General features: G+C 64.5%; 29 protein-coding genes and 1 pseudogene. 13 read left to right on the top strand and 17 right to left on the bottom strand.

Annotated features, from left to right (window positions below; genetic code table 11):
* Positions 1-15: 15 nt before the first annotated feature.
* The 10 genes and pseudogenes from ACSQ76_RS05340 to ACSQ76_RS05295 form a co-directional block, all read right to left on the bottom strand.
* Entirely contained in the window at positions 16-186 is a 171-nt protein-coding gene (locus ACSQ76_RS05340) for a DUF6525 family protein (RefSeq protein WP_437155737.1), read from the bottom strand.
* Between the two features lie 88 nt (positions 187-274).
* Entirely contained in the window at positions 275-907 is a 633-nt protein-coding gene (locus ACSQ76_RS05335) for a DUF1826 domain-containing protein (protein WP_437155736.1), read from the bottom strand.
* Positions 904-2109, bottom strand: a complete 1206-nt coding sequence (locus ACSQ76_RS05330; RefSeq protein ID WP_437155735.1) for a GTP-binding protein — start codon at positions 2107-2109, stop codon at positions 904-906. The genes ACSQ76_RS05335 and ACSQ76_RS05330 overlap by 4 nt, the downstream gene beginning before the upstream one ends.
* 536 nt (positions 2110-2645) lie before the next feature.
* Positions 2646-3191: a hypothetical protein gene (locus ACSQ76_RS05325; RefSeq protein WP_437158253.1), complete on the bottom strand. Its 546-nt coding sequence runs from the start codon at positions 3189-3191 to the stop codon at positions 2646-2648.
* A gap of 79 nt (positions 3192-3270) precedes the next feature.
* Positions 3271-3462, bottom strand: a pseudogene (locus ACSQ76_RS05320) (phosphodiesterase); the annotation flags it as partial.
* The gene (locus ACSQ76_RS05315; RefSeq protein ID WP_437155734.1) at positions 3462-3758 is read right to left on the bottom strand and encodes a TOBE domain-containing protein; all 297 of its coding nucleotides are present in this window, start codon (positions 3756-3758) and stop codon (positions 3462-3464) included. The gene ACSQ76_RS05315 and the pseudogene ACSQ76_RS05320, both read right to left, overlap by 1 nt.
* 135 nt (positions 3759-3893) lie before the next feature.
* Complete coding sequence (locus ACSQ76_RS05310; protein WP_437155733.1) at positions 3894-4466, bottom strand: ABC transporter ATP-binding protein; 573 nt, start codon at positions 4464-4466, stop codon at positions 3894-3896.
* Positions 4463-4822 (bottom strand): ABC transporter permease, encoded by a 360-nt coding sequence (locus tag ACSQ76_RS05305; RefSeq protein WP_437155732.1) that lies wholly within the window; start codon positions 4820-4822, stop codon positions 4463-4465. Before ACSQ76_RS05305 ends, ACSQ76_RS05310 begins: the two co-directional genes overlap by 4 nt.
* 265 nt (positions 4823-5087) lie before the next feature.
* Complete coding sequence (locus tag ACSQ76_RS05300) at positions 5088-5585, bottom strand: hypothetical protein (protein WP_437155731.1); 498 nt, start codon at positions 5583-5585, stop codon at positions 5088-5090.
* Between the two features lie 271 nt (positions 5586-5856).
* Positions 5857-8118 carry an adenosylcobalamin-dependent ribonucleoside-diphosphate reductase gene (locus tag ACSQ76_RS05295; RefSeq protein ID WP_437155730.1) on the bottom strand — a complete coding sequence of 754 codons (2262 nt, stop codon included), beginning with the start codon at positions 8116-8118 and terminating at the stop codon, positions 5857-5859.
* Positions 8119-8434: 316 nt separating this feature from the next.
* Between ACSQ76_RS05295 and ACSQ76_RS05290 the strand changes: the two genes are divergently transcribed.
* The 3 genes from ACSQ76_RS05290 to ACSQ76_RS05280 all read left to right on the top strand — a co-directional run bounded on the left by ACSQ76_RS05290 (position 8435) and on the right by ACSQ76_RS05280 (position 10648).
* Positions 8435-8869, top strand: coding sequence for a DUF1489 family protein (locus tag ACSQ76_RS05290; protein WP_437155729.1), 435 nt, complete (start codon positions 8435-8437; stop codon positions 8867-8869).
* Positions 8870-9150: 281 nt separating this feature from the next.
* Complete coding sequence (locus ACSQ76_RS05285; RefSeq protein WP_306128078.1) at positions 9151-9747, top strand: outer membrane protein; 597 nt, start codon at positions 9151-9153, stop codon at positions 9745-9747.
* A gap of 304 nt (positions 9748-10051) precedes the next feature.
* Positions 10052-10648 carry an outer membrane protein gene (locus ACSQ76_RS05280; RefSeq protein ID WP_437155728.1) on the top strand — a complete coding sequence of 199 codons (597 nt, stop codon included), beginning with the start codon at positions 10052-10054 and terminating at the stop codon, positions 10646-10648.
* Positions 10649-10894: 246 nt separating this feature from the next.
* Here ACSQ76_RS05280 and arsC read toward each other — a convergent pair whose 3' ends face one another.
* Genes arsC through ACSQ76_RS05265 form a run of 3 tightly spaced genes read right to left on the bottom strand, consistent with a single transcriptional unit; the run spans position 10895 to position 12626 of the window.
* Positions 10895-11242: an arsenate reductase (glutaredoxin) gene (gene arsC / locus ACSQ76_RS05275; RefSeq protein ID WP_437155727.1), complete on the bottom strand. Its 348-nt coding sequence runs from the start codon at positions 11240-11242 to the stop codon at positions 10895-10897.
* A complete protein-coding gene (locus tag ACSQ76_RS05270) occupies positions 11233-12291 on the bottom strand; it encodes a quinone-dependent dihydroorotate dehydrogenase (protein WP_437155726.1) in 1059 nt (352 codons plus the stop codon). The genes arsC and ACSQ76_RS05270 overlap by 10 nt, the downstream gene beginning before the upstream one ends.
* Positions 12288-12626: a DUF952 domain-containing protein gene (locus ACSQ76_RS05265; protein WP_437155725.1), complete on the bottom strand. Its 339-nt coding sequence runs from the start codon at positions 12624-12626 to the stop codon at positions 12288-12290. The genes ACSQ76_RS05270 and ACSQ76_RS05265 overlap by 4 nt, the downstream gene beginning before the upstream one ends.
* Before the next feature lie 102 nt (positions 12627-12728).
* On the opposite strand from ACSQ76_RS05265, the gene ACSQ76_RS05260 reads away from it, so the two are divergent.
* The 3 genes from ACSQ76_RS05260 to ACSQ76_RS05250 are packed head-to-tail and all read left to right on the top strand — an operon-like array spanning position 12729 to position 16202.
* Complete coding sequence (locus ACSQ76_RS05260; RefSeq protein WP_437155724.1) at positions 12729-14288, top strand: bifunctional metallophosphatase/5'-nucleotidase; 1560 nt, start codon at positions 12729-12731, stop codon at positions 14286-14288.
* Positions 14289-14344: 56 nt separating this feature from the next.
* Positions 14345-15532: a class I SAM-dependent methyltransferase gene (locus ACSQ76_RS05255; protein ID WP_437155723.1), complete on the top strand. Its 1188-nt coding sequence runs from the start codon at positions 14345-14347 to the stop codon at positions 15530-15532.
* Positions 15533-15536: 4 nt separating this feature from the next.
* A complete protein-coding gene (locus tag ACSQ76_RS05250) occupies positions 15537-16202 on the top strand; it encodes an SOS response-associated peptidase (protein WP_437155722.1) in 666 nt (221 codons plus the stop codon).
* A gap of 21 nt (positions 16203-16223) precedes the next feature.
* On the opposite strand, the gene ACSQ76_RS05245 is transcribed toward ACSQ76_RS05250, so the two are convergent.
* The 4 genes from ACSQ76_RS05245 to ACSQ76_RS05230 form a co-directional block, all read right to left on the bottom strand.
* Positions 16224-17219, bottom strand: coding sequence for a type I glyceraldehyde-3-phosphate dehydrogenase (locus tag ACSQ76_RS05245; protein ID WP_437155721.1), 996 nt, complete (start codon positions 17217-17219; stop codon positions 16224-16226).
* A gap of 89 nt (positions 17220-17308) precedes the next feature.
* Positions 17309-18658, bottom strand: a complete 1350-nt coding sequence (locus tag ACSQ76_RS05240; protein WP_437155720.1) for an MATE family efflux transporter — start codon at positions 18656-18658, stop codon at positions 17309-17311.
* Positions 18651-19160, bottom strand: coding sequence for a PaaI family thioesterase (locus tag ACSQ76_RS05235; protein WP_306128088.1), 510 nt, complete (start codon positions 19158-19160; stop codon positions 18651-18653). Before ACSQ76_RS05235 ends, ACSQ76_RS05240 begins: the two co-directional genes overlap by 8 nt.
* Positions 19157-19579, bottom strand: coding sequence for a PaaI family thioesterase (locus ACSQ76_RS05230; RefSeq protein WP_306128089.1), 423 nt, complete (start codon positions 19577-19579; stop codon positions 19157-19159). Before ACSQ76_RS05230 ends, ACSQ76_RS05235 begins: the two co-directional genes overlap by 4 nt.
* A 114-nt stretch (positions 19580-19693) precedes the next feature.
* Between ACSQ76_RS05230 and ACSQ76_RS05225 the strand changes: the two genes are divergently transcribed.
* The 7 genes from ACSQ76_RS05225 (at position 19694) to ACSQ76_RS05195 (ending at position 25952) form a co-directional block, all read left to right on the top strand.
* On the top strand, positions 19694-20062 hold the full coding sequence (locus ACSQ76_RS05225; RefSeq protein WP_306128090.1) for a MerR family transcriptional regulator: 369 nt from the start codon (positions 19694-19696) through the stop codon (positions 20060-20062).
* Positions 20063-20251: 189 nt separating this feature from the next.
* Positions 20252-20653: a MerR family transcriptional regulator gene (locus ACSQ76_RS05220; RefSeq protein WP_306128092.1), complete on the top strand. Its 402-nt coding sequence runs from the start codon at positions 20252-20254 to the stop codon at positions 20651-20653.
* A gap of 40 nt (positions 20654-20693) precedes the next feature.
* Positions 20694-22472: an acyl-CoA dehydrogenase C-terminal domain-containing protein gene (locus tag ACSQ76_RS05215; RefSeq protein ID WP_437155719.1), complete on the top strand. Its 1779-nt coding sequence runs from the start codon at positions 20694-20696 to the stop codon at positions 22470-22472.
* Positions 22473-22531: 59 nt separating this feature from the next.
* Positions 22532-22744 (top strand): hypothetical protein, encoded by a 213-nt coding sequence (locus ACSQ76_RS05210; protein ID WP_057796430.1) that lies wholly within the window; start codon positions 22532-22534, stop codon positions 22742-22744.
* 11 nt (positions 22745-22755) lie between these two features.
* Positions 22756-23895 (top strand): acyl-CoA dehydrogenase family protein, encoded by a 1140-nt coding sequence (locus tag ACSQ76_RS05205; RefSeq protein ID WP_437155718.1) that lies wholly within the window; start codon positions 22756-22758, stop codon positions 23893-23895.
* A 145-nt stretch (positions 23896-24040) separates the two neighbouring features.
* Complete coding sequence (locus tag ACSQ76_RS05200; RefSeq protein ID WP_437155717.1) at positions 24041-24679, top strand: glutathione S-transferase family protein; 639 nt, start codon at positions 24041-24043, stop codon at positions 24677-24679.
* Positions 24680-24740: 61 nt separating this feature from the next.
* Positions 24741-25952 carry an acetyl-CoA C-acetyltransferase gene (locus tag ACSQ76_RS05195; protein ID WP_437155716.1) on the top strand — a complete coding sequence of 404 codons (1212 nt, stop codon included), beginning with the start codon at positions 24741-24743 and terminating at the stop codon, positions 25950-25952.
* Positions 25953-25961: the final 9 nt, after the last annotated feature.

Here is a 25961-nt window from a genome sequence, read left to right as displayed (position 1 = left end):
GGTCCTTTGGTCTTGTCATGTCTTTGTGTTGCTGGCCGGACAGGTCAGCCTGTCGCGGGCCAGCGCCATCCGCTCGGCCCGGTCGAGCCGGGCAAGGATGGTGTCGGGCGCTTCACCTTCGGCCCGCGCCTTTTGCCAGATGCGGCGGCACGAGGCAGGCGACCACGCCAGCGCCGCCTGGTGCATCCAGTTGCGCAATGGCTCGGGCGGGCATCGAAATCACGCATCGGGTCGCTGCGCCGCCGGCGGCGCAGGCTGGTGGCGATGTTGCGGCTCATGCCTCGGCGTCCGGATCGGTGACCGGGTCAAGCGCCAGCATCAGGCGGGTTTCGCCCGTGCCCTCGATCGGCGGAGATCGGTGCAGCAGGTGCGGATCGGGTTGCGCCGGCCAGAGCGTGCCGCGCATGACGAAAGGCGATCCGGTCGGCACCGTATGGATGGTGGCCGGCACATCGTCGCGCGCCACACCGTATTGCGTGCCGGCGCCGCGATAGGTGCACACGAGCCGTGCCGTGACCCTGTCGATGTGGAACCGGCGACAGGCATTGGTGGCAATCGGGTCCAGCCGCAGCCGCAGCCACCGCGCACGTGTCATCTCGGCAAAGCTGGCGGCCAGTCCCGCGATATCGTCGATGAGGATCCGACGCTCGGGCGCGGCGGGCAGTCCCGCCTCGTCGCAGGCCAGGGTGACGGCCGAGGCAATCTCGCCGGGTCGCACGATGACGCGGGTCGCGGGCAATGTTTCGGGTGGTAGCGTCTCCAGCCAGTGCAGCACGGTTTCGGGAAGCCTGCGCCGGCAGATCACGCCACCGACTCCCGGCAGCCTGATCGCGCCCATGTCCTCGGGGCCATTGACGCTCAGCACGCCCGACCCTGCGCTCTTGGGAACAATCGGATGCAGGGTCATGACGCCCTCCGCCACGCGGGGAACGGATCGGGCAGATCGGGCAGGCTGTCCGGTCCCGGCGCCACCATCGCGGGCACCAGCGCCGCGTCCAGCCGCGCCTTCAGCGCCGGCCAGTCGATACCTGCCCCGATGAACACGATCTCCTGCCGGCGGTCGCCCCATGGCTCCTGCCAGTGCACCCTCAGGTACTCCTGCGCGCCGGCGTGGTCGGGATGCCGCTCCTTGGGCACCGTGGCCCACCATTGGCCCAGCGGCGTGACCGAAGACAGCGCCCCGGCCAGCGAATATTCCGCCACCCAGTCGGGCCGCGTGGCGATCCAGAAATGTCCCTTGGCCCGGATGACGCCCGGCAGGTCGCCGTTCAGCACCGCCATGATCTTTTCCGGCTCGAACGGCTGCCGCGCGCGATAGACGAAGGACGCGACCCCGTATTCCTCGGTTTCCGGAACATGGTCCGCAAAGCCGTAAAGCTCCTTCGCCCACATCGGGTGCTCATGCGCCTTTTCGAAATCAAAGAGGCCTGTGTCGAGGATCTCGGCCGCCGCGACATCGGAGTGATCGGTCTCGATGATCCTAGCGTCCGCGTTCAGGCTGCGGATGATCTTGCGCGCGGCATCGGTGCGCTCTGGCCCGGCATCGCTGACCTTGTTCAGGATCACCACGTCGGCAAACTCGATCTGGTCGGTCAAAAGGTGGACCAGCGTCCGCTCGTCCTCCTCCCCCATCGTCTCGCCGCGGTCGCTCAGAAAGTCGTGGCTGGCATAGTCCTTCAGCAAGTTCACCGCGTCGACAACCGTCACCATCGTATCGAGACGCGACACGTCCGACAGGCTCTCGCCCGCTTCATCGCGAAACTCGAAGGTGGCGGCGACGGGCAAAGGCTCTGAAATGCCGGTGGATTCGATCAGCAGGTAGTCAAAGCGCTGTTCGCCGGCCAGCTTGCGCACCTCCTTCAACAGATCATCACGCAGGGTGCAGCAGATACAGCCGTTGGACATTTCCGTCTCGTCGGTGCGCGACAGCTCGCTGTCGGCCCGCACGAGGTCGGCGTCGATGTTCACCTCGGACATGTCGTTGACGATGACGGCGACGCGCCGCCCTTCGCGATTGTTCAGGACGCGGTTCAGCAATGTCGTCTTGCCGGCGCCGAGAAACCCGGAAAGAACGGTGACGGGAAGGCGGGGTTGCAAGGCTGTGTTCATATAAGCACCAGTTGACGAGTGGACGTGGTGAACGGTTTGGGATTGGGGTGTCGGCATCCGACGCGGAACGGCCTCGCCGAAAGCTTCGCCCCCGGCAACCCGGGCCGCGTCACTGCCTTACGTGCGATCTCGGAACAGTCTCTTTCCGAGGGGTCTTCAGAGCGTCTCATTTTCCAGTCCGGGCCAGTCCGCAATATCGATCCTTGAGCAGCACAATTCGTGCTACCTTATAACATAACAGTGTTATCTTATATCATTTTGGAAAACGCAAGTAACAGAATGCTTGGTCGGACCGATTTCGCTCGTGACCTGAATTACCGTTCAGACCCGAAGGCGGTCATTCGGCAAGCACGCGCGAATGGACGCCGCATCCGGATACGGAACGTCTGACGCAGCACGGCGGCCAGCGCATCCATCGGAACCTGCCCGTCGCGCCAGGCCACATCCAGAACCCGCGCCTTCCTGTTGGGCGTGCGACCGGCGGAACCCACCGCACATGCAACAACCCTGCTCGGGTTGGTCCGTCCCGAACTCGATCAGTCCTGAAACGGCCATGGGCCGGGGAACAGGCCCGTCGGGATGACGTCCGAGACCAGTCCCGCTCTGGGCCGGTCGAGCCAGCGATGGACCATGACGGCGCCCGGTTCCAGCATCAGGCGAGGGTCGGCTACCGGCCGGTGATCGGTTAACACCGCGTGGCAGGTCGCCGGCGCGATCTGGCAGGTCACGCGTCCGATCTGGGTGGTCATCGCCCGGTGGACATGGCCGGATATCATGCGGACCGGGCCTGGATGGGCCTCCAGCCGCGCCATCATCGCCGCGCCGTTGCGCAGATTGTCCGCGTCCATCGCGGGAATGCCCGCGTGCATGAAGGGGTGGTGCGTGGCCACGACGGCCGACTGGTCGCCGATGGCGGATAGCGCGGTGTCGAGAAATTCCATGCCCTCGTCGCAAAGCGCACCGTGATGAGCGCCTTCCAGAAGCGTGTCGAGACCGATCACCGAGAAGGGGCCGAAATCCCGCACCCACTGAACGGGGCCTTTGCGGGGCATCCAGAACGCATCCGCCAACGCCTCGCGCATTGGCCCACGCAGATCGTGCGTTGCCGGGGACGGCAAGCCAGGGCAAGGCGAGGCGTTCCATGATCGACAGGAAATGCGCGTATTCCTCGGGCGTGCCGTGATCGGTCAGGTCGCCGGTGACGATGGCACAGTCGATCCCGCTCCAGAGCGGCAGCTTGGCGTTGATCGTTTCCACCGCGCGGCGCAGTGCATCGGCCGTGTCCGATCGTCCATAGGCCAGCCTGCCGGGGGCGACGATATGGGTGTCGGTGATCTGAACAAAACCGGGCATCACGCGGCCGTATCCAGCGGGAGAACCAACAACGCCTCCGGCGGGATGGAGATACGCACCTCGTCCCCCGGCTTCGGTGCGCTGAAACCCGCGTGCAGCATGAACAGAGGCCCGGTCATCGCGCCGGACAGGGCGATCCGATAATGCGTGCCAAGAAAGGTCACCGTCTCGACCCGGGCCGCGATCGGGCCTTGCGGGTCTATCCGGATATCCTCGGCCCGGACCAGGACCTGCTGGCCGTCGCTCGCCCTGGGCAGGCCCAGCACGCCGCCCTGCAGATGCAGGGTTTCGCGCATCGCCGACGAACCGGGCCACGAAGCCGGTGGCGGGGTGGCGGTAGAGCGCTTCGGGAGTGCCGATCTGGGCAACCTCGCCCTGGCTCATCACGGCCACGCGGTCCGCAATCGCCATCGCCTCGTCCTGGTCGTGGGTCACGAAGATCGCCGTGATCCCGAACTCGCGCAGCAACAGCGCCAGCTCGTCGCGCAACTGGCCCGCAGCGCGGCGTCCAGGGCCGACAACGGCTCGTCCAGCAGCAGCACCCGCGGACGCGGCGCCATAGCGCGGGCCAGCGCGACGCGTTGACGCTGGCCGCCGGACAAGGCGGTGATCGCGCGGTCGGCGTAAGGCTCCAGACGGCAAAGCTCGATAACCTCTTCCACCCGCGCGGCGATCTCGGCCCGGGGCAGCTTCTGCATCTTCAGCCCGTAGCCGATGTTGCCGCGCACCGACATGTTGGGGAACAACGCGTAGGATTGGAACACCATGCCGATCTTGCGGCGGTCGACCGATTGATGGGTCACATCCTCACCGTCGAAGACGATGGAGGCGCCGGGGTCCGGCGTCTCCAGCCCCGCGATGATGCGCAGCAGGGTGGACTTGCCGCAGCCCGAGGGCCCCAGCAGCGAGAGGATCTCGCCCTGCTCGATCTCCAGGTCGGTGGGCCTCAGCGCCCTTGTGCCGCGGGGAAAGGTCTTGGCGATATTGCCGAGTGTCAAAGTCATTGCGTGATCCTTTGGGCGCGGGCGCTGGCCCATTGCATCGCCATCAAAAGCGGGACGATCATCACGAAGAAAACCAGCGTGTAGGCCGAGGCGACTTCGAGCCGCATCGAGGCGTAGCTGTCGGCAAGGCCCACGGGCAGCGTTTTCAGGTAAGGCGTGTGCAGCATCCAGGTCAGGTTGAATTCACCGATCGACAGCGTCACCACGGTCAGCGCGCCGGCAAGGATGCCGGGCATGGCGTTCGGCAGGACGATGTCGATGAACCGCCGTACCGGACTCGCCCCCGGGGAGGCCGCCCCTTCCTCCAGCGTCTTCAGGTCGATGGCGGCCAGCACTGACAGGACCGACCGAACCATGAAGGTGCCCTGTCCGTCTTGTGGATCAGAATTTCCGATGCCAACCGGAGCGCGTCGGCCGTTCCCATGTCGACGAGTTGCCGGAGGCCTCCCGCCGGCTCGTAGGTCTGGTCGCTGAGTAGACATGATAGTGCGTCCATGCGCGGGCCGACGTAGGCTTGCTCGTCGAGGAGGATTGCCTCCAGATCAGGGCGCAGCTCAATAACAGCAGGCGACCCGACAAGGAGCTCGAGCAGCAGTTGTCGGAGATGCCCGACACCCGGACCTACCAGCGCCCGTCGGCTTCGTCATAGGCGCTTGCGAAGAGGCGCAGGAATTCGGGATTGCCCAGAATGTGGTGGAGGTCGAACCGGGAAATATTGGCATGGAATTCATCGAACGACCTTTGGAGATGGAAGTGTTCGAAGAGCTGTCGCTGTTCGCCGCCATCCAGCGGAACGAGGTGAGCGACCTGTGGTTCTATTCCAAAGAGATCGCGGATGAGCCGCGTTCGGGAGACCTCCCATTCTCCCGATCTACTTGAAAGGAGAACACGATTAGGTTCGGCATCTCGTATCTTGTAAAGGATGTCGTAAACTCGAGCATCACCAACCCGCGCCACTTCGTCGAAAGCGTCGACGATGAGGGTCGTGTCACGATCTGATGGCCGGGCGATACTGGCGCGGACACGCGCACCCCCGAGACGGTCGGCCTCGCTGTCGAGCAGATCGGTCTTCCCCGCACCTGGCTCAGCGAGGACGATCGCAATGCCCGGCGCCGTCACCAGGTCGGGCCTCCGGGACTGTGCTATCTCCAATGCGAAGTGTGCGAGGTATGTGGAAGCGTTCCGAGATGACTTTACCTTAACTCAAGACCTACGTGCAGGAAACGCGGTGCCTTGAGCTGGCGATTCCTGATCCTGGAATGATATCCTTACTTGGAGCGCCACGAACCCTAAGTGTTTGAAATGGACACGAGATGGTTGTCGAATGGCCATCTGAATAGGTTCAATGGCCAAGTTTTGGTGGTCGCTTCACATCAGCCGCCCCGCCCCGTCACGCGCATTTGGAGTGCCCGCAGGACGCGCAGGTCAGGCAGCCTTCGACCTTGCGCATGTCATAGCTGCCACATGACGGACAGGCCGGCCCGCGCGGCGCGTCAAGGTTCACCACATTGGCCGTCGGGTCCTCCTTCAGGCCCAGCCCCTCGCCTTCGAGAAAGCCGATATTGATCATGTGGCTCTCCAGCACGCCGCCGATCGCGGCCAGCATCGAGGGGATGTACTTCCCGTTCATCCACGCGCCACCGCGCGGGTCGAACACCGCCTTCAGTTCCTCGACCACGAAACTCACGTCGCCGCCCCGCCGGAACACCGCGCTGATCATCCGCGTCAGCGCCACGGTCCAGGCGAAATGCTCCATGTTCTTGGAGTTGATGAACACCTCGAAGGGTCGCCGCCGCCCGTCCAGCACGATATCGTTCACGGTCACGTAGATCGCATGGCTGCTGTCGGGCCACTTGAGCTTGTAGGTCGCACCCTCCAGCTCGGCCGGCCGGTCCAGCGGCTCGGACATATAGACCACCTCGCCGCCCTCCACCGGCATCGGCACCTTCTCCGCGGTCTCGCTCACGCTCAGAACGCTGCCGGTGATGTCGTTGGGCCGGTACGTGGTGCATCCCTTGCAGCCCGTGTCCCAGGCCTGCATGTAGACTTCCTTGAACGCCTCGAACCCGATATCGGCGGGCACGTTGATCGTCTTTGAGATACTGCTGTCGACCCATTTCTGCGCCGCCGCCTGCATTTTCACATGCGCCTGCGGTTCCAGCATCTGGGCATTGACGAAATAGTCCGGCAGTTCGGCGTCACCCTTGGTCTCGCGCCACATCTGAACGGCGTAATCCACCACCTCTTCCTCAGTGCGGCTTCCATCTTTCTGCAACACCTTGCGGGTATAGGAATAGGCAAAGACCGGCTCGATGCCGCTGCTGACATTCCCCGCATAAAGGCTGATCGTCCCGGTGGGCGCGACACTGGTCAACAGCGCGTTGCGGATCCCGTGCTCGGCCACCGCCGCGCGCACATCCTCGTCCATCGCCTGCATCATGCCGCTCTGCAAATAGGGTTCCGCCTCGAACAGCGGAAACGCCCCCTTCTCTTTCGCCAACTCCACAGACGCCAAGTAAGCCGCCCGCGCGATGGCCTTCATCCACGCCTCGCATTGCTCCGCCGCCTCGTCGTCGCCATAGCGCAGCCCGCACATCAACAGCGCATCGGCCAGCCCCGTGACCCCCAGCCCGATCCGCCGCTTGGCCTGCGCCTCGGCGCGCTGCTCGGGCAGCGGAAATTTCGATGCGTCCACCACGTTGTCCATCATCCGCACCGCCGTGCCCACCAGCTCGGCCAGCGCGCCCTCGTCGATGCCCGCCCCCGCCTCGAACGGCTCCGTCACCAGCCGCGCCAGGTTGATCGACCCCAAGAGGCACGCGCCATAAGGCGGCAACGGCTGCTCGCCACAGGGGTTCGTCGCCGCGATCGTCTCGGCATAATGCAGGTTGTTGGCCTTGTTGATCCGGTCGATGAAGATCACGCCCGGCTCGGCGAAATCATAGGTCGCCCGCATGATCCGGTTCCACAAGTCGCGCGCCTGCACCGTCTTGTAGACCTTGTCGCCGAACACCAGCTCCCACGGCCCGTCCGCCTTGACGGCCTCCATGAAATCGTCCGTCACCAGCACGCTCAGGTTGAACATCCGCAGCCGCGCCGCATCGCCCTTCACCGCGATGAATTCCTCGACATCCGGGTGATCGCACCGCATCGTCGCCATCATCGCCCCGCGCCGGCTGCCGGCACTCATGATTGTGCGGCACATCGCGTCCCACACGTCCATGAAGCTGAGCGGCCCGCTGGCATCGGCGGCCACGCCCTCGACCAATGCCCCCTTCGGCCGGATTGTCGAGAAATCATACCCGATGCCACCACCCTGCTGCATGGTCAGCGCCGCCTCGCGCAACCCGTCGAAGATGCCGTTCATGTTGTCGGGGATCGTGCCCATGACGAAACAGTTGAACAGCGTCACCGCCCGGCCCGTCCCGGCCCCCGCGGTGATCCGCCCGGCCGGCAGGAACCGGAAATCCTCCAGCGCGTGATAGAACCGCTCTTCCCAGATGTCCGGCTCGGCCTCGACAGCCGCCACCGCCCGCGCGATCCGCCGCCAGCTGTCCTCCACCGTGCCATCCACCGGCGTGCCGTCCGCCTCTTTCAGGCGGTACTTCATATCCCAGATGGCCTCGGCGATAGGAGCGGCGAATCGAGTCATGCGGGGACCTGTTTTGTCTAGTGTTTTCGGGCAGCGATAGTGGCGAGCGAGACGTAGCACACTAGTCGTTGTAGCCGTTCGGGTCAATCCTCCGAACTATCTTCTACTACCCTGCAGCCCTTTCCTCTGGCCGAAAATATCCCAGGGGTTTGGGGGACTGGTCCCCCATACAAAGGGGGTTTGGGGGCCCCGCCCCCAAGGCCTGCGTGGCCCGAACGCAGTCACCCCTGCGTGCCAACGGCACACCACAAGGTCGCACCCGCTTGAATTCCCCCGCCCCGACCATAGGATATGCCGGGTGGAAATGGGGGCAGTCGTGACAGACCCGAAAATTCATCTCGTCAAGCTCTCTGTCGGCTCGGAAACCGTCGAAAGCCTCATCGCCTGGCAATCCGGCAAGCAGGCGCAGGGCCCCGACGGCCTGCCGCGCCACGTCACGCGCATGTGGCCCCGGCGCGAGACCGAGTTGCTCGAGGGCGGGTCGATCTACTGGGTCATCCAGGGCCTGATCCAGTGCCGGCAGCGGATCATTCGGCTCGACGAGGTCACCCGCGCCGACGGTACCCGCCGCTGCGGCATCGTGCTGGAGCCGGACATCATCCGCACCACGACCGCCCGCAAGCGCCCGTTCCAGGGCTGGCGCTACCTCGCCGCCGCGGACGCGCCCGCCGACCTGCCGAAAAACCGTCAGGACGAAGACGCGTTGCCCGCGGGTCTCAGCGCCGCGCTGGCGGATATCGGCGTACTCTGACCCTCACTCTTCATTTATGCACAGGCGGTCGATCACCGGCGAACAGAGCTTGCCGCGTGACCGGCAGGTTCTCGCTTTCAAACCTTGAATCCTGTCGGGATTTCAGCAGGTTCCCGCCGATAATCCGCTGTATTTCGGCACTTGGCCGCACCTCACACCGACGTGATCGTGCGTGTCCGCCTCCCCCCTTGTCGCAGCTTCACGCCAAGGCATATCTGCCGTCACACAGCGCCGAAAAGACGCGCTGCGGAACGAAACAGACATGCCGAAAGGAAAGCATGATGAAACGAGCAACTTCGATCCTCGCCAGCGCCCTCGCTCTGGGCGCCGTCCCCGCATTCGCAGGCAACACCTCGGCTCCGGTCGAGGACACCATCGTCGCCGCGCCGCAACCGGCTCCGGCGCCCACCAATTTCGGCCCTAACTGGACCGGCGCCTATGGTGGTGTCCAGCTCGGCTACGGTGATGTCGACACAAACGTGTCAGGCGGCGACGACGGCGTGATCGGCGGTCTGACCGCGGGTTACGACTATGATTTCGGCACGTTCGTGCTGGGTGGCGGCCTTGACTACGACTTCGCCGATATCGGCGTGGCCAACAATGCCGCGACGCTTGAAAACGTGTTCCGCGCCAAGGTCCGCGGCGGCTACAAGCTGGGCGATGGCCTGCTCTATGCCACCGGCGGTTACGCCCAGGCCGACACCGACAACCTCGGCAGCGATGACGGCTACTTCATCGGCGGCGGCTACGAGCACATGATCACCCAGAACTTTTCCATGGGTGGCGAACTGCTTTATCACGAGTTCGACAACTACAATGGCACCGCTACCGACGTCGAAGCGACGACGCTCCAGGTGCGCGGCACATTCCGCTTCTAGGCACCGTTCGAGACTCTGTCAGAACATTGGCCCGGGCCGGCATCTCGCCAGCTCGGGCCGAACTTTGTGGAACAGGTCAAAGCTCGTAAAGTTCCATCATTTCTTTGAGGCGAGTCAAAAAAAGCGGATTTCCGCCAAAGGTGTATCCCCCGCGCATCGCCCTTGAAAATAACGCGCGCCAGACAAGCCAATCCGGCACTTTTTCTTGCCCGGCGGGCGTTCCACGCCATATGCCCGAGACAAAGGCGCACGCCCCGCGTTCCGTCTCCCAACCGCAAGTAAATGGTCCTGAAAGGATAACCGTATGCACCGAGCAACCACTCTTCTCGCGGCCGCCTTCGCCCTCGGCGCCGCGCCCGCACTCGCAGGCAACCTCACGCCGCCCGCCGACGATATCGTCACCCCGCCGCCGCCGCCGCCTGTCGCCGCGACCCCCAACTGGACCGGTCTCTACGGCGGCGTGCAACTGGGCTACAACAACCTCGACTCCAACATCTCCGGTGGGGACGACACTGTCATCGGCGGCCTGTTCGTCGGCTACGACTACGACTTCGGCAACTTCGTGCTGGGCAGCAGCCTCGACTACGACTTCACCGAGGCCGAAGTCTCGACCGCGCCGAACCCGCAGGTCGACCTGGAAAACATCTTCCGCGCCAAGCTGCGTGCCGGCTACAAGCTTGGCAACGGTCTGATCTACGGCACCGGCGGCTATGCCAAGGCGTTCACGGACAACCTCGGCGACGACGATGGCTACTTCGTCGGCGCAGGCTACGAAACGATGGTCACCGACAGCTTCTCGCTCGGTGGCGAACTGCTCTACCACGAGTTCGACAATTTCAACGGCTCCAACGCCGATGTCGAGCCGACGACGGTTCAACTGCGCGGCACGTTCCGCTTCTGATCGGACAAGATCATCCTGCCCGGCACCTCCGGGCAGGATCCACGGATCGAGGCGCCTCCCGTCCCCGGGCGGAGGCGCCTTTTTCACGCGCGGCGGGCCCCGTCGCGGCGTTGCGCAACGCGCGGTCCGGTAAGCCGCATTCTCCGCGAAAACGGCACCGTCGCCGCACACCCCGAATACCGACGCGATACCGACGTGCCGTTTCAGGCCGCATCGCGCCCATTAACCTCCGATTCGAAACGCCCGCTACAGGATGTCCAGCACGGCCTCCGGCGGCCGACCGATCGCCGCCTTCTCCCGCGCGAACACGATCGGCCGCTCGATCAGGATCGGATGCGCCGCCATCGCGGCCAGCAAGGTCTCTTCCGGGCAGTCCAGCGGCAATCCCAGCTCCTTGAACCGGGATTCTCCTCGGCGGATCAGGTCCTTGGCGGGAATATCCAACAGCGCCAGCGCGTTACGCAACTCAGCCACGTCCGGCGCGTCTTTAAGATAGCGGCGCACCTTCACCTCAAGGTCCCGCTCCTCCAGCAGGGCCAGCGTCTGGCGCGACTTCGAACATCGCGGGTTGTGCCATATCTCGATCAAAGCCATGCGTCCCTCCCCGTGCCAATCGCCGCGCCGACATTCGAAAAGCCGTTTTCTTCCAACAGCTTGTCCAGGCCTCCAGCAATGCGCTCCACCAGGCCGATCCCTTCATAAACCATCGCCGAATACAGCTGAACCGCGCTCGCCCCGGCGCGGATTTTTTCCAGCGCCTGCTCGGCAGTTCCGACACCGCCCACACCGATCAGCGGCATCCGCCCATCGGTCAACTGCGACAGCCGCGCCAGCACCTTCGTCGACCGCTCGAACAGCGGCGCCCCCGACAGCCCGCCTGCCTCATTCTTCACCGGGCTTCGCAGCCCGCTCCGGTCCAGCGTGGTGTTGGTGGCGATGACCGCCGCAACACCGCCCGCCTGCGCAACATCGGCCACCTCGGACAGTTCCAAGTCACTGAGATCCGGGGCGATTTTGAGAAAGATCGGGATCGGATTTTCCAACCAGCTTCGCGCCTCCATCACGCCTTTCAGCAGCGCTGCCAGCGCCTCGGCGCCTTGCAGGTCGCGCAGCTTCTCGGTGTTGGGGCTGGAGACATTGACGGTCGCGAAATCCAGATGCGGCCCGCAGCGCGCCAGCACCCGGGCGAAATCCTCGGCGCGGTCCACGCTGTCCTTGTTGGCACCAAGGTTCAGCCCGATCACCGCATCCCTGGGACGTGTCGCAAGGCGCTGCACCACGTCCTCCATACCCTTGTTGTTAAACCCGAAACGGTTGATCACCGCACGGTCCTCGGCCAGCCGGAACAGCCTTGGTCTGGGGTTGCCCGCCTGCGGTTTCGGTGTCACCGCTCCCGCCTCGATGAACCCGAACCCGGCCCGAGAGAGCGGCGACAACGCCACCGCGTTCTTGTCGAACCCCGCCGCCAGCCCGATCGGGTTGGCCAACCGCAGTCCCGCCACCTCGCAGCGCAACCGCGCCGTCGTGACCAGCCCCGGCAGCGGTACCAGCCCGGCCCTGAGCGCCTGCAGGGCCAGCCCGTGCGCCCGCTCCGGGTCCATCCGATGCATCAGGCCAAGCCCGATCCGGTCGGCCAGTGTCATGCCGCGCCCACCGGGAACTGGTGCGTGCCATCGACCAGCGGCAGGGGCTGGGCCCAGACCACATCCTCGAGCCGCAGGACCCTGTAAAGATGAGGAAATTTGTCGCCGCCACGGGATGTCTCCCAAGCCAGGTCCTCGCCCAGCCGGTCGGTCTCGACCGCCACCAGCACCAGGTCGTCCTCACCCTCGAAATGCTTCGCCGCCGTCTCCGGCGCCTGCATCGGCGTCGAGAAATGGATGTACCCGTCCGCCACGTCCACCGGCGCGCCGCGCGTTTCCTTTTCGGACCGCAGCGCGGCCCACTCGTGTGCCCGGAAAATCTTGTAAATCAGCATGGCTTGGTGATGCCCCGCCACATGCGCCCGGTCAAGCAGATTGCCTTTGACGCATCGCCAACCATGCCGCACTCTGCCTGCATTCCCTCAGGAGACACGCTCATGCGATTCATTTCCCTTGCCCTCTCCGGCATCCTGTCCGCCACCGCCGCTCAGGCCGACTATACGCTCAACATATTGCACACCAACGATTTTCACGCCCGGTTCGAGCCGATCAGCAAGTACAACTCCACCTGCGCCCCCGAGGACAACGACGCCGGCGAATGCTTCGGCGGCTCCGCGCGTCTGGCCACCGCGATCGAACAGGCCCGTGCCGACGCTCCCAACCCGGTGCTGTTCGACGGCGGGGATCAGTTTCAGGGCACGCTGTTCTACAATTATTACAAGGGCAAGCTGGCCGCCGAAATGATGAACCGCCTGGGATACGACGCCATGACCGTAGGCAACCACGAGTTCGACGACGGACCCGAGGTTCTGCGCGGTTTCATGGACGCGGTCGAGTTTCCCGTGCTGATGTCCAACGCCGATGTCAGCCGCGAGGCGCTTCTCAAGGACGTTCTTCAAAAGTCCACCGTGATCGAACGCGGCGGCGAAAAGATCGGCCTCATCGGCCTCACCCCCCAGGACACCGACGAGCTGGCCAGCCCCGGCCCGAACGTCATCTTCACCGATCCCGTCGATGCCGTCCAGCACGAGGTCGACAGGCTGACCGAACAGGGCATCAACAAGATCATCGTGCTGTCGCATTCAGGGTACGGGGTGGACCAGCGCGTGGCCAAGGCCACGACGGGCGTCGACGTGATCGTGGGCGGCCATTCCAACACCTACCTTGCCAATGACGACCCCGACGCCGCCGGCCCATACCCCACGATGGTGGGCAATACGGCCATCGTGCAAGCCTATGCCTATGGCAAGTTCCTGGGTCGTCTCGACGTGGTGTTCAACGACGCAGGCGAGGTCACGTCAGCCATCGGCAACCCGTTGATCATGGACGCCGCCGTGGCCGAGGATGCCGAGGTTGTCTTGCGCATTCAGGAAGCCGCCGAGCCGCTGGATGAGATCCGCAACAAGGTCGTGGCCGAAGCAACCGATGCCATCAACGGCGACCGCGACGTCTGCCGCGCCGGGGAATGCGCCATGGGCAATGCCGTGGCCGAGGCGATGCTGGCCCGCGTGGCCGACCAGGGCGTGCAGATCGCCCTGATGAATGGCGGCGGCGTGCGCGCCTCGATAGATGCCGGCCCCGTCACGATGGGCGAGGTGCTGACCGTGCTGCCCTTCCAGAACACGCTCTCGACCTTCCGCATCGACGGCACCACGCTGAAAGAGGCGCTGGAAAATGGCGTCAGCCAGGTCGAGGAGGGCGCAGGCCGCTTTCCGCAAGTGGCCGGGATGACCTTCGTGTTCGATCCCTCCGCCGCACCGGGATCACGCGTCACGCAAGTGACCGTTGGCGGCGAACCCCTTGATCCGGACCGCGATTACCTTGCCGTGTCGAACGATTACCTGCGCAACGGCGGCGACGGCTATTCGATGCTGCGCGACGCCGCCGACGCCTATGATTTCGGCCCCGACGTGGCCGATGTGCTGGCCGAGTATTTCGCGCAGAACTCTCCCGTCTCGCCCATGACGGACGGCCGCATCCGACAGACCGGACAGTGACGTGACGCGCGCCGGTTCGGCTTTGCAATCCGGGCGGCACGCGGCATAAAGGCGCCATGAACAAGGTGCGCGACCAGTACGAGGCCTTTCCCTATCCCGAGCGGGATCCGAGGGACGAGAAAAAGCGCCTGATCACCGGCTCGCCCTCGCTGCCGCAGGAGATCGACCATTACGTCTTCGGCGGTCAGCGCGACTGGTCGCAGCCGCTGCGCATCCTCGTGGCCGGTGGCGGCACCGGCGACGGGCTGATCCAACTGACGACGCTGCTCACGCAATACGGCAAGCCCTTCGAGGCAACCTATATCGACCTCTCCACCGCCTCGCGAAAGGTGGCCGAGGCACGGGCAAAGGCCCGTGGGCTGAACAGCATCACTTTCGTCACCGGCAGCCTGCTGGACGCGGGCGATCATGGCCCGTTCGATTACATCGACTGTTGTGGTGTGCTGCACCATCTGCCCGACCCCGATGCGGGCTTCAGCGCCCTGCGCGCGGCCCTCGCCCCCGGCGGCGGCATGGGCTTCATGGTCTATGCGCCCTATGGCCGCTCTGGCGTCTATCCCCTGCAAGAGGCGTTCGCCGCGCTTTACAGCGACAGCCCTCCGAAAGACCGGCTGAAGGCTGCGAAAAAGGTCGTCGAAAGCTTGCCCGCGGGCCATCCCTTCAAGTCGAACCCCAACCTCAACGATCACAAGAGCGGCGACGCGGGTTTTTACGACCTGCTGCTGCACAGCACCGACCGCGCCTATGACGTGCAATCGCTGATCGACACGCTCGACCGCACCGGCTGGTCCTTTTCGGGTTTCACCGTTCCGGTCCTCTATGACCTCGCGCGGTTGGCACCCGTGCCTGCGGGGATGGACCCGGTCGCGGCGATGGCCGTGGCAGAAAAACTGAACGGTACGATCCGCACCCACACGGGCTATGCCACCGATAGGCCCCGCCCGGTGGCTTCGGGAAAGACGCGCACGCTGGTGCCGCATCTGAAGGGCGTGCCCCCCGCGCAACTGGCGCGCGCCGTGGCGCAAGGGCAGGCGCCCGCGCTCGACACCGACGGGATCGAGGGCAAGCTCGCCCTGCCCCGACAGGCCGCCGCCCTGCTTGCCGCCGTCGACGGTCGCCGCAGCCTGCAGGAGATCGCAGGGCATGCCGGAATGGACCCGATCACCTTCGGCGGGCATTGGAGCCAGGTGGAAAAGGCGCTCCTGCCCTGGGGAATGCTGGTCTACTCGAACGTGCTGAGATAGGCCGATGTGCGGACGTTTCGCCGTCACCCTGCCGCAGGACGCCATGGCCAGGCTCTTTGCCGCGCGGCCCGTTAACGATTTGCCAGCAGTTCCCAATTACAACGTCTGTCCGACCAATGATGTGCATGTGGTGACCTCCGATGGCACCGACCGGCAGCTTGGCTCGATGCGCTGGGGTTTCATCCCGCACTGGTACAAGAAGCCCGCTGACGGCCCGTTACTGATCAACGCCCGGGCCGAGACCATCGCGGAAAAGCCCGCATTCCGGGCGGCGTCGCGCGAGCGGCGCTGCCTGATCCCGGCCAGCGGATTTTACGAATGGACCAAGGACGAGGACGGCAACCGCCTGCCCTGGTTCATCCACCCGGCCCGGGGCGACGCACTGGCGTTCGCGGGCGTCTACCAGTCGTGGGACAAGGGCGATGAACCTATGGTCACCTGCGCGATCGTCACCACCGGGGCGAACGAACCGATGCAGCAGATCCATCACCGGATGCCGGTGATCCTAGCCGAAAAGGATTGGCCGCTCTGGCTGGGCGAGGCAGGCCACGGTGCGGCCACGCTGATGACCGCGGCACCGGACGACGCGCTGAACTTCTACCGCGTTGACCCGAAGGTCAATTCCAACCGCGCCTCCGGTCCTGACCTGATCGACCCGCTCGACGACTGATTATTCGTACGAATAATCTATTTATCGGCCCGCCATCAGCCGCGCCATATCGAGCATTCGGCAGGAAAAGCCCCACTCGTTGTCATACCAGCCGAAGACCCGCAGCAACCCGCCGGTCGACACGCTGGTCTCGGGGCCGACGAGGACGAGCGATTCCGGCCGCCCCCGCAGGTCCGAGCTGACCAGCGGTTGCTCGGTCCAGCCGAACACGCCGCCGGGCCGTACCGCGCCCTGCAGCACCGTATTCACCGCCGCCTCGTCCGCCCTCTCGCGCGTCTGCACCGTCAGGTCGATGCACGACACGCTGGCCGTGGGCACGCGGATTGCCCGGGCCTCGATCCGGCCTTTCAGATGCGGCAGGACAAGCCCGGTCTGATCCTGCGCGCTGGTCGTCGTCGGCACCATCGAGAGGGCCGCGGCGCGGCTGCGCTCGGGCGCGGCGCGGGGCTTGTCCACCGTGGGCTGGCTGCCGGTATAGCAGTGCACCGTCGTCATCTGGCCACTGACCAGCCCGAGCGCCTCGTCCAGAAGGCGCGCCAGCGGCGCCAGCGCGTTGGTCGTGCAGGAGGCGTTCGAGACGATCCGGTGCTCGCCCAGCTCGCCTTCGTTCGCGCCCATGACTAGCGTCACGTCCGCCTCCGGCGAGGGGCCGGAGATCAGAACCTTCCGCGCTCCGGCCTCGAGGCCGCGCTCGGCCACGGCGCGCTTGCCACCCATGCCGGTGCATTCCAGCACGATGTCCACGCCTTTCAGATCCAGACGGCGCAGGTCCGGCTCGGCATGGAAAGGAATGTGCCGCCCGCCCACGATCAGCGTCGACTCTGCAAAGCCAACCTCCTCCGGCCACGGTCCGAAAACACTGTCGTACTGAAAGAGGTAGGCACAGGTGCTCAACGGCTCGATATCGTTGATCGCAACCAGCTCGAAATCCCGGGCATCACGCAGCAGGATCCGCAGCAGCGTCCGGCCGATACGACCGAAACCGTTGATGGCAACACGGATCGGCGGATTAGACATGACGGTGACTCCTGTGTTTGGTTTTCGGATCGAACAATCGCCGCGACATTAAGGGCTTTCCAGCCGTGAAATATTATTTGATCAAATTCCTAGCGCGCGGCGGCACCCCCGGTGTGCCCGGTCGGGGCAACGGAGGCTTCCAGCGCCGGATACCGAAACCACAGCGTCGCGCCCCGCGCAACGAAGCTGATCAATAGCGCCAGCCACAGCCCGTGGTTGCCCAGCCACGGCACAAGGACCATTGCTGCCAGGACATAGAGGATCAGGCTAAGCGCCATCATGTTGCGCATGTCCCCGGCCCGCGTCGCACCGATGAAGATGCCATCCAGCATGAACGGCGCGACGCCGACCACCGGCGCGATACAGACATAGACCAGAAAAGCGCGCGCCTCGGCCTGCACCTCCGGCGCCTTGGCCATCAGGTCGATGATCGCCCCGCCCCACAGCGCAAAGGCAAGCGCCATCAGCACCACGATGGCCATCGCCCAGATGCTCGTCAGGAGCGCCCCCCGGCGCAGCCGCGCGACGCTGCCCTGTCCGAAGGCCTGCCCGACAAGCGCCTCGGCGGCAAAGGCGAAACCGTCGAGCGCGTGGGCTGAAATGTTCAGGAACTGCAATAGCACCTGGTTGGCCGCGAGAGTGACATCCCCGAAACCGCCGCCGAGCAGCAGGAACGAGATAAATATCGCCTGAAGCATCAGCGAACGCAGTAGAATATCGCGATTGACCGCCATCATGCGCGCCAGTTGCACCCTGTCGAACACCCGGCCCCAATCGCGCCACGCGGGCATGCCCCAGACGTCGCGGCACAGCCACAGGCCAAGGATGAGGCCCGACCACTCGGCAATGAAGGTGGCCCATGCCACACCGGCCACGCCAAGGTCCAACCCCAGCACGAACCACAGGTCCAACAGGATGTTCACGCCGTTCATCACCACCTGCAGCACCAGCACCGCGCGGGTCCGCTCCAGCGCGATCAGCCAGCCGGTCACTCCGTATAACGCGATGAGTGCCGGTGCGCTCCAGACACGGATCGCCATGTACTCCCGTGCCAGCGCCTCCACCTCCGCACTGGCCGGAGACACGAGGAATGCGCCGGCGAAGAGCGGCCATTGCAAAGCGATGACACCGATGCCGCCCGCCAGCCCGATCATCAGCGACCGGGTCAACATGGCGGCCACCTCGGCGGAACGCCCGGCCCCGTGGGCCTGACTGGTCAGGCCGGTCGTACCCATGCGCAGAAAGCCGAATATCCAGTAGACCCCGGTAAGGATGATCGCGCCTATACCGACCGCCCCGATCGGGACCGCCTCGCCCATTTGTCCGACCACGCCGGTGTCGACCGCGCCGAGGATCGGCACGGTTGCGTTCGATAGCACGATCGGTATGGCGATGTTCAGGACGCGCCTGTGCGTGACCTCCACCGGGGTCTCAGCCATCGCGGCGCGGCATCAGAAAGTGCCCCGTGGCCTGCGCGAAGGGGCGCGCGCGGTTGTCCTGCCACGCCTCGGCGCGGACCGAAGCATAGCGCCGCCCCGAGCGGGTGACCACGGCGCGGGCATAGGCGTCTCGCGGCAGGCCCGAGCGCAGGTAATCCACGGTGAAATCAATCGTCTTGGGCAGGCGGGGCACGTCACCGGCCTCGAACGCTTCGACCGCCAGTTCGCCGGACTCCATCTCGTCCCACAGCATCGCCCAACTCAGTGTGATGATCGACGTCACCTCGAGGAAGGCCGCCGTCGCCCCACCATGCAGCGCCGGCAAGAGCGGATTGCCGATCAGCTTTTCGTCGAAGGGCATTAGCCCAGTCAACTCGTCGCCGCGCCGGTCAAACTCGATCCCCATGAACCGGATATAGGGCACACCTTCGACCAGCGCGCGCAGGGCCGCGTCGCGGCGTTGCTTGATCACCTGAACGGGTTCGGGACGCGCGCGGCTCATGTCTTGTCCGCCACTGTAAAGGTGCCGGTGGCCTGTGCCACGGGCCGGTCGGCATCGTCGTCCAGCGTCTGCGCCCGAACGAAGGCGACCGAACGGGTGATATGGTAGCACTCGGCCCGCGCCCGGATCGCCTGGCCGGGCTTGGCCGGCCGCATGTAGTCTATGCGCAGGTCGATCGTCGCGGTGGCCCCGGGCGAGTCCGGGTGGCTCATCACCGCGGCGCCACAGCACGTGTCCATCAGCGCCGACACCGCCCCGCCGTGGATCACGCCGGATTCCGGGTCGCCGACGAGGTGCTCGGCATAGTCCATCTTCATCTCGGCCACGCCGTCGCCCACATGGGTGATCTCCATCCCCATCGCCTTGGCGTGCGGTATCGCGCCCATGAATTGCGCGGCGATCTTGTTGTTGTTGGTCATGAAACGTCCTGCGGCTTGGTCGCCTCTTTATGGTCTCTAATCCAGACGCGCCGCAAGGGTGCCTGTTGCGCGATCCGACCTATGTCTCTTAAGTAGACGTGAGGAGGACCCGTAATGTCAGAGCAACGCCTGTCATTCAAGGAGATGTGCGCCAGGTTCGACGTGACCCCGCGCACGCTTCGGTACTATGAATACATCGAATTGCTCAGCCCCGACCGCGAGGGGCGTTCCCGCTATTACGGTCCCCGCGAAGTGGCCCGCATGACCCTGATCTTGCGCGGTCGTCGCTGGGGCTTTGCCCTCGAGGATATCCGCCAGTGGCTCGAGATCTACGAGGAAAAAGGAACCGACGCTCAGTTGCGCACCTGGATCGACCTTGCCGACCGCCAACTCGAGGAATTGCGCAGCCAGAAGGAACAGCTGGAGCAGTCCATCGCCGAGCTGAAAGAGGCCCGCGATTCGACCGAAAAGTCGCTTGGCTAGAGCCTGCCGCGCCGGCAATTTCAGATTAATTCCGCACATAAATTGCGCCGCTCGCCGGTTGACCTTGCCTGATCTTACGTAAAGCGCAAAGTGACGTTACGTAGCGGTTACGTAAACCGGGCAACGTGTTGTACCGGTACGCATCGCCTCACATGTTCCGGCCAGTTGATCAGATTTATGGAAAGCGACATGACCGACGAAACGATGACAATTCGCGAGATGTGCGACGCGTTCAACGTGACGCCGCGGACCCTGCGTTTCTACGAGGCGAAAGAGCTGCTCTTCCCCCGCCGGGAAGGTCAGAAGCGACTGTTCACCAAGAGCGACCGCGCCCGGCTCAAGCTGATCCTGCGCGGCAAGCGCTTCGGTTTCAGCCTCGAGGAAATCCGCCAGCTTCTGAACCTTTACGACCGTGGCGACCAGCAGCTGACGCAGCTGGAGACGACCTACGAGATCGCCAAGGACCGGCTGGAAGAGCTTGAACGCCAGCGCGACGAACTGACCGCCGCCATCGACGAGCTGCGCGACCAGATGAAATGGGGCGAGAGGATGATCTCCTCGCTCCGCCAGACACCGAAAGCCGCGGAATGATCCCCGGCCCGACACTGTGATGTTTTAGGGAGACCACCACATGCCGAGCTACACCCCGCCCACCAAGGACATGCAGTTCATTCTGCACGATGTCCTGAAGGTCAGCACCACCGACACCCCCGGCTATGCCGAACTGGATCGTGACTTCACCGGCGCCGTGCTGGAAGAGGCCGGCAAGATCGCGTCCGAGGTTCTGGCCCCGCTCAACGTCGTGGGCGACACCGAGGGCTGCAAGCTGGAAAACGGCGTCGTCCGCACGCCCACCGGCTTCAAGGCGGCCTTCGACCAGGTGCGCGAGGGTGGCTGGACGGCGCTCGACCTGCCCGAGGAATTCGGCGGGCAGAACATGCCCTATATCCTGGGCACCGCGGTGGGCGAGATGTTCTCGGCCGCGAACCAGGCCTTCACCATGTACCAGGGCCTCACACACGGCGCGGCCTCGGCAATCCTGGCCCATGGGTCCGAGGATCAGAAAGCGACCTACCTGCCCAAGATGGCGTCCTGCGACTGGACCGGCACGATGAACCTGACCGAGCCGCATTGCGGCACCGACCTTGGGCTCATGCGCACCAAGGCGGAACCGCAGGGTGACGGAAGCTACAAGATCACCGGCCAGAAGATCTTCATCTCGTCGGGCGAGCACGACATGGCCGACAACATCATCCACCTGGTGCTGGCCAAGATCCCCGGCGGCCCCGAGGGCATCAAGGGCGTCAGCCTCTTCATCGTGCCGAAGTTCATGGTCAAGGAAGACGGCTCGCTGGGTGAGCGCAACGGCGTCGCCTGCGGCAAGATCGAGGAGAAGATGGGCATTCACGGCAACTCGACCTGCGTCATGAACTATGACGAGGCGACGGGCTACCTGCTGGGTGAGGAACACAAGGGCATGCGCGCGATGTTCACCATGATGAACGAGGCCCGAATCGGCGTCGGCATGCAGGGCCTGGCCCAGGCCGATGTCGCCTACCAGAACGCGCTGGCATACGCCAAGGACCGTCTGCAAGGCCGCGACGTGACCGGCGTCAAGAACCCCGACGGCCCGGCCGATCCGCTGATCGTGCATCCGGATATCCGCCGCGCGCTCTTGGACCAGAAAAGCTTTGTCGAAGGCGCCCGCGCGTTCCTTCTGTGGGGCAGCCAGATGATCGACCAGTCGCATCGCGGCAATGACGCCGCCGCCGAAGGGATGGTCAGCCTGCTGACCCCGATCATCAAGGGCTTTTTGACCGACGAGGGCTTTGACATGACGATCCTCGCCCAGCAGGTCTATGGCGGGCACGGCTATATCGAGGAATGGGGCATGTCCCAGTTCGCCCGCGACGCCCGGATCGCCATGATCTACGAAGGCGCCAACGGCGTTCAGGCGCTCGATCTGGTGGGCCGCAAGCTGGCGCAGGACGGCGGCAAGCACGTCATGGCCTTCTTCGACATGGTCAAGGCGTTCATCAAGGAAAACGAAGGCCACCCGGCGCTGAAGGCCGATTTCCTCGATCCGCTCAAGGAAAGCTCAAAGCACCTGCAACAGGCTGGCATGTTCTTCATGCAGCACGGCATGAAGAACCCCAACGCGGCGCTGTCGGGCTCCTATGACTTCATGCACCTCTTCGGGCATGTCTGCCTGGGCCTGATGTGGGCACAGATGGCCAAGGCCGCGCACGCGGCGATCGAGGCGGGCGAAGGCGACACCGCCTTCTACAAGACCAAGATCGCCACGGGCCGCTTCTACATGAAGCGCCGCCTGCCCGCGACGGGGATGCACCTGGCGCGCATCGAATCCGGCGCCGAGCCCGTGATGGAGCTTGAAGCCGAGGCATTCTGAAGACTGTAGGGTGGGTTTCAAACCCACCCTACGCACGCCACGATGACTGGGAGGACATCATGCCGAAACGCTTTCGCCTGACCCGCCGCTTCAACGCCGCGATGACCGAGGACGGCTATCGCCGCCTGCGAAAATTTGCACAGGAAGCGGGGCTCGACGAAGGCGAGGCGCTGTCCTTTCTCTTCGAGAATTTCGACAGCGTGATCGACGAGGACACGTTCGGTCACCGCCTGCGTATCTTCAATTCAGAACTCGACGCCCGCAAACGCTAGGGAGGCACCTCATGTCCGCATGGATGACCGACGAGCACGAAATGCTCACCGAGACGACGGCCAAGTTCATCACCGAGGAATGGGGCCCGCATTTCGAGCGCTGGCGCAAGGCCGGCATCATGGACCGCGAGATCTGGCAGCAGGCCGGCGAGTTGGGCCTGCTCTGCCCCTCGATCCCCGAGGAATACGGCGGCGCGGGCGGCGATTTCGGCCACGAGGCGGTGATCTGCATCGAGCAATCCCGCGCTAACCTTGCCAGCTGGGGCAACCCGATCCACTCCGGGATCGTGGCGCATTACCTCTTGGCCTATGGCAGCGAGGAGCAAAAGAAGCGCTGGCTGCCCAAGATGGTTTCGGGCGACATGGTCGGCGCGCTGGCCATGACCGAACCCGGTGCGGGCTCAGACCTGCAAGGGATGAAGACCAAGGCCCTGCGCGAGGGCAATTCCTATCGCCTGACGGGGCAAAAAACGTTCATCACGAACGGCCAGCACGCCGACCTGATCATCGTCGCCGCCAAGACCGATCCCAGACAGGGGGCGAAGGGCATCTCGCTCGTCGTGGTCGAAACCGAGGGTGCCGAGGGGTTCAGCCGCGGTCGCAACCTCGACAAGAACGGGCTGAAGGCCGGCGACACGTCCGAGCTTTTCTTCGACAATGTCGAGATTCCCCCTGAGAACATCCTCGGCGGCGAAATGGGCCGCGGCTTCTACCAGATGATGGAGCAGCTGCCCCAGGAACGCCTGATCATCGCCTGCGGCGCCCAGGGCGCGCTGGAAGGCGGCGTCGCCCGCACCATCGCTTACACAAAGGAGCGCGAGGCGTTCGGCGCGCCCATCTTCGACAAATTCCAGACCATCCGTTTCACCCTGACCGAGTGCCTGACCAAGACCAAGGTCTGCCGCGCGTTCCTGGATGAATGCATCGAGGAACACCTGCACGGGAAACTGAGTGTCGAGAAGGCCGCGATGGCGAAATACTGGCTGACCGATACGCAGTTCGAGGTGCTGGACGCCTGCGTGCAACTGCATGGCGGCTACGGCTACATGACCGAGTACGACATCGCCGAGATGTGGGCCGACGCGCGGGTGCAGCGCATCTACGGCGGCACCAACGAGATCATGAAAGAGCTGATCTCGAGGTCGCTATGACTTTCTGGCCCGACCGCATGACACAGCGCGCTGGACGCCTTCGGCGAGAGTATTTGGGGAACAGTGAAAGCGCATTCCGCCTTTCATGGTTCTTCAAATACTCGATTGCGACGCCTGCCACGAACACCACACCGGGAGTGAGAACATGACGATCAAGCTGTACTGTTTCGGCGAAAGCGGCAACGCCTACAAGGCGGCGCTGGCGCTGGAGCTTTCCGGCCTCGACTGGGAGCCGGTGAAAGTCGATTTCTTCGGCGGCGAAACCCGGGGCGACGCATACCGAAAAGACGTCAACGAGATGGGCGAAGCGCCGGTGATGATCGACGGCGATCTGCGCCTGACCCAGTCGGGCGTGATCCAGCAATACGTCACCGACAAAACCGGCAAGTTCGGCGGTCGGGATCAAGCCGAGAAATACGAGGTTTTGCGCTGGGTGCTATGGGACAATCACAAGCTTAGCAGCCAGGCCGGGATGACGCGGTTCCTGATGAACTTCCTGCCAGAGGACAAGCGCCCGGCGGAGGTCATCACCTTCACCCAGGGTCGCCTGAAAGCCGCCTATACTACTCTGAACGACCGGCTTGAGGGGCGCGACTGGATCGTGGGCGACGGGCTGACCAACGCGGACATCTCCTGCTGCGCTTACCTTTTCTATCCCGAGCCCTTCGGCTTTGACCGCGCCGAGTGGCCCAATATCGACAGGTGGCTTTCGGGCATCGAGGCCCTGCCCGGCTGGAAACACCCCTATGACCTGATGCCGGGCTCTCCGGCGGATCGCGCCTGAGCCGACCTCGGCGCGCATGAGAAACAAACAGACACGACAGGACAACCAAAGGAGTCCGCACATGACCGAAGCCTATATCTATGACGCGGTCCGCACGCCGCGCGGCAAGGGCCGCAAGGACGGCGCGCTACACGAAGTGACCGCCGTGCGCCTCAGCACCCATGTGCTGAACGCGCTGAAAGAGCGTAACGGCCTCGACGGTCACGCCGTCGAGGACGTGATCTGGGGCAACGTCACTCAAGTGATGGAACAGGGCGGCTGCCTGGCACGGACCGCCGTGCTGGCCTCGGACCTCGACGAATCCATCCCCGGCCTCGCCATCAACCGCTTTTGTGCGTCGGGCATGGAAGCCGTGAACCTGGCCGCGAACCAGGTCAAGGGCGGCGCGGGCGAGGCCTATATCGCTGGCGGCGTAGAGATGATGGGCCGAGTGGCCATGGGCAGCGACGGCGCGGCGATTGCCGTTGACCCCGGAGTGGCCATGGACAGCTATTTCGTCCCGCAAGGGATCTCGGCGGACATCATCGCCACCGAATACGGCTTCAACCGCGACCAGGCCGATGCGTTGGCCGTCGAAAGCCAGAACCGCGCGGCGGCGGCGTGGAAGGACAACCGTTTCGAGAAATCCATCATCGAGGTGAAGGACCAGAACGGCCTCACGATCCTCGACCATGACGAATACATGCGCCCGGGCACCGACATGCAGGCGCTTGGCGCGCTCAACGCCAGCTTTCAGCAGATGGGCGAGGTGATGCCCGGCTTCGACGCCGTGGCGAAGCTGAAGTACCCGCACCTCGAGAAGATCAACCACATCCACCACGCCGGCAACAGCTCGGGCATCGTGGACGGCTCGGCCGGTGTGCTGATCGGCTCCAAGGAGTTCGGCGAGAAATGGGGCCTGAAGCCCCGCGCGCGCATCCGCCAGACCTGCAAGATCGGCACCGATCCCACCATCATGCTGACCGGCCCGGTGCCCGCGACGCAGAAGATCCTGGCAGACTCGGGCATGAACATCGGTGACATCGACCTTTTCGAGGTGAACGAGGCCTTCGCCTCGGTCGTGCTGCGCTTCATGCAGGCCTTCGACGTCGATCCCGAGCTGGTCAACGTCAATGGCGGCTCGATTGCCATGGGCCACCCGCTGGGCGCAACCGGCGCGATCATCATCGGCACGCTTTTGGACGAGCTGGAACGCTCGGACAAGGAAGTCGGGCTCGCCACGCTCTGCATCGCGTCCGGCATGGGTGCGGCCACGATCATCGAACGCGTGTAACCCCAGGGA

The organism is Roseovarius sp. B08 (genome assembly GCF_051417955.1).
GTDB lineage: Bacteria > Pseudomonadota > Alphaproteobacteria > Rhodobacterales > Rhodobacteraceae > Roseovarius.
This window is presented reverse-complemented; position numbering and strand designations above follow the sequence as displayed.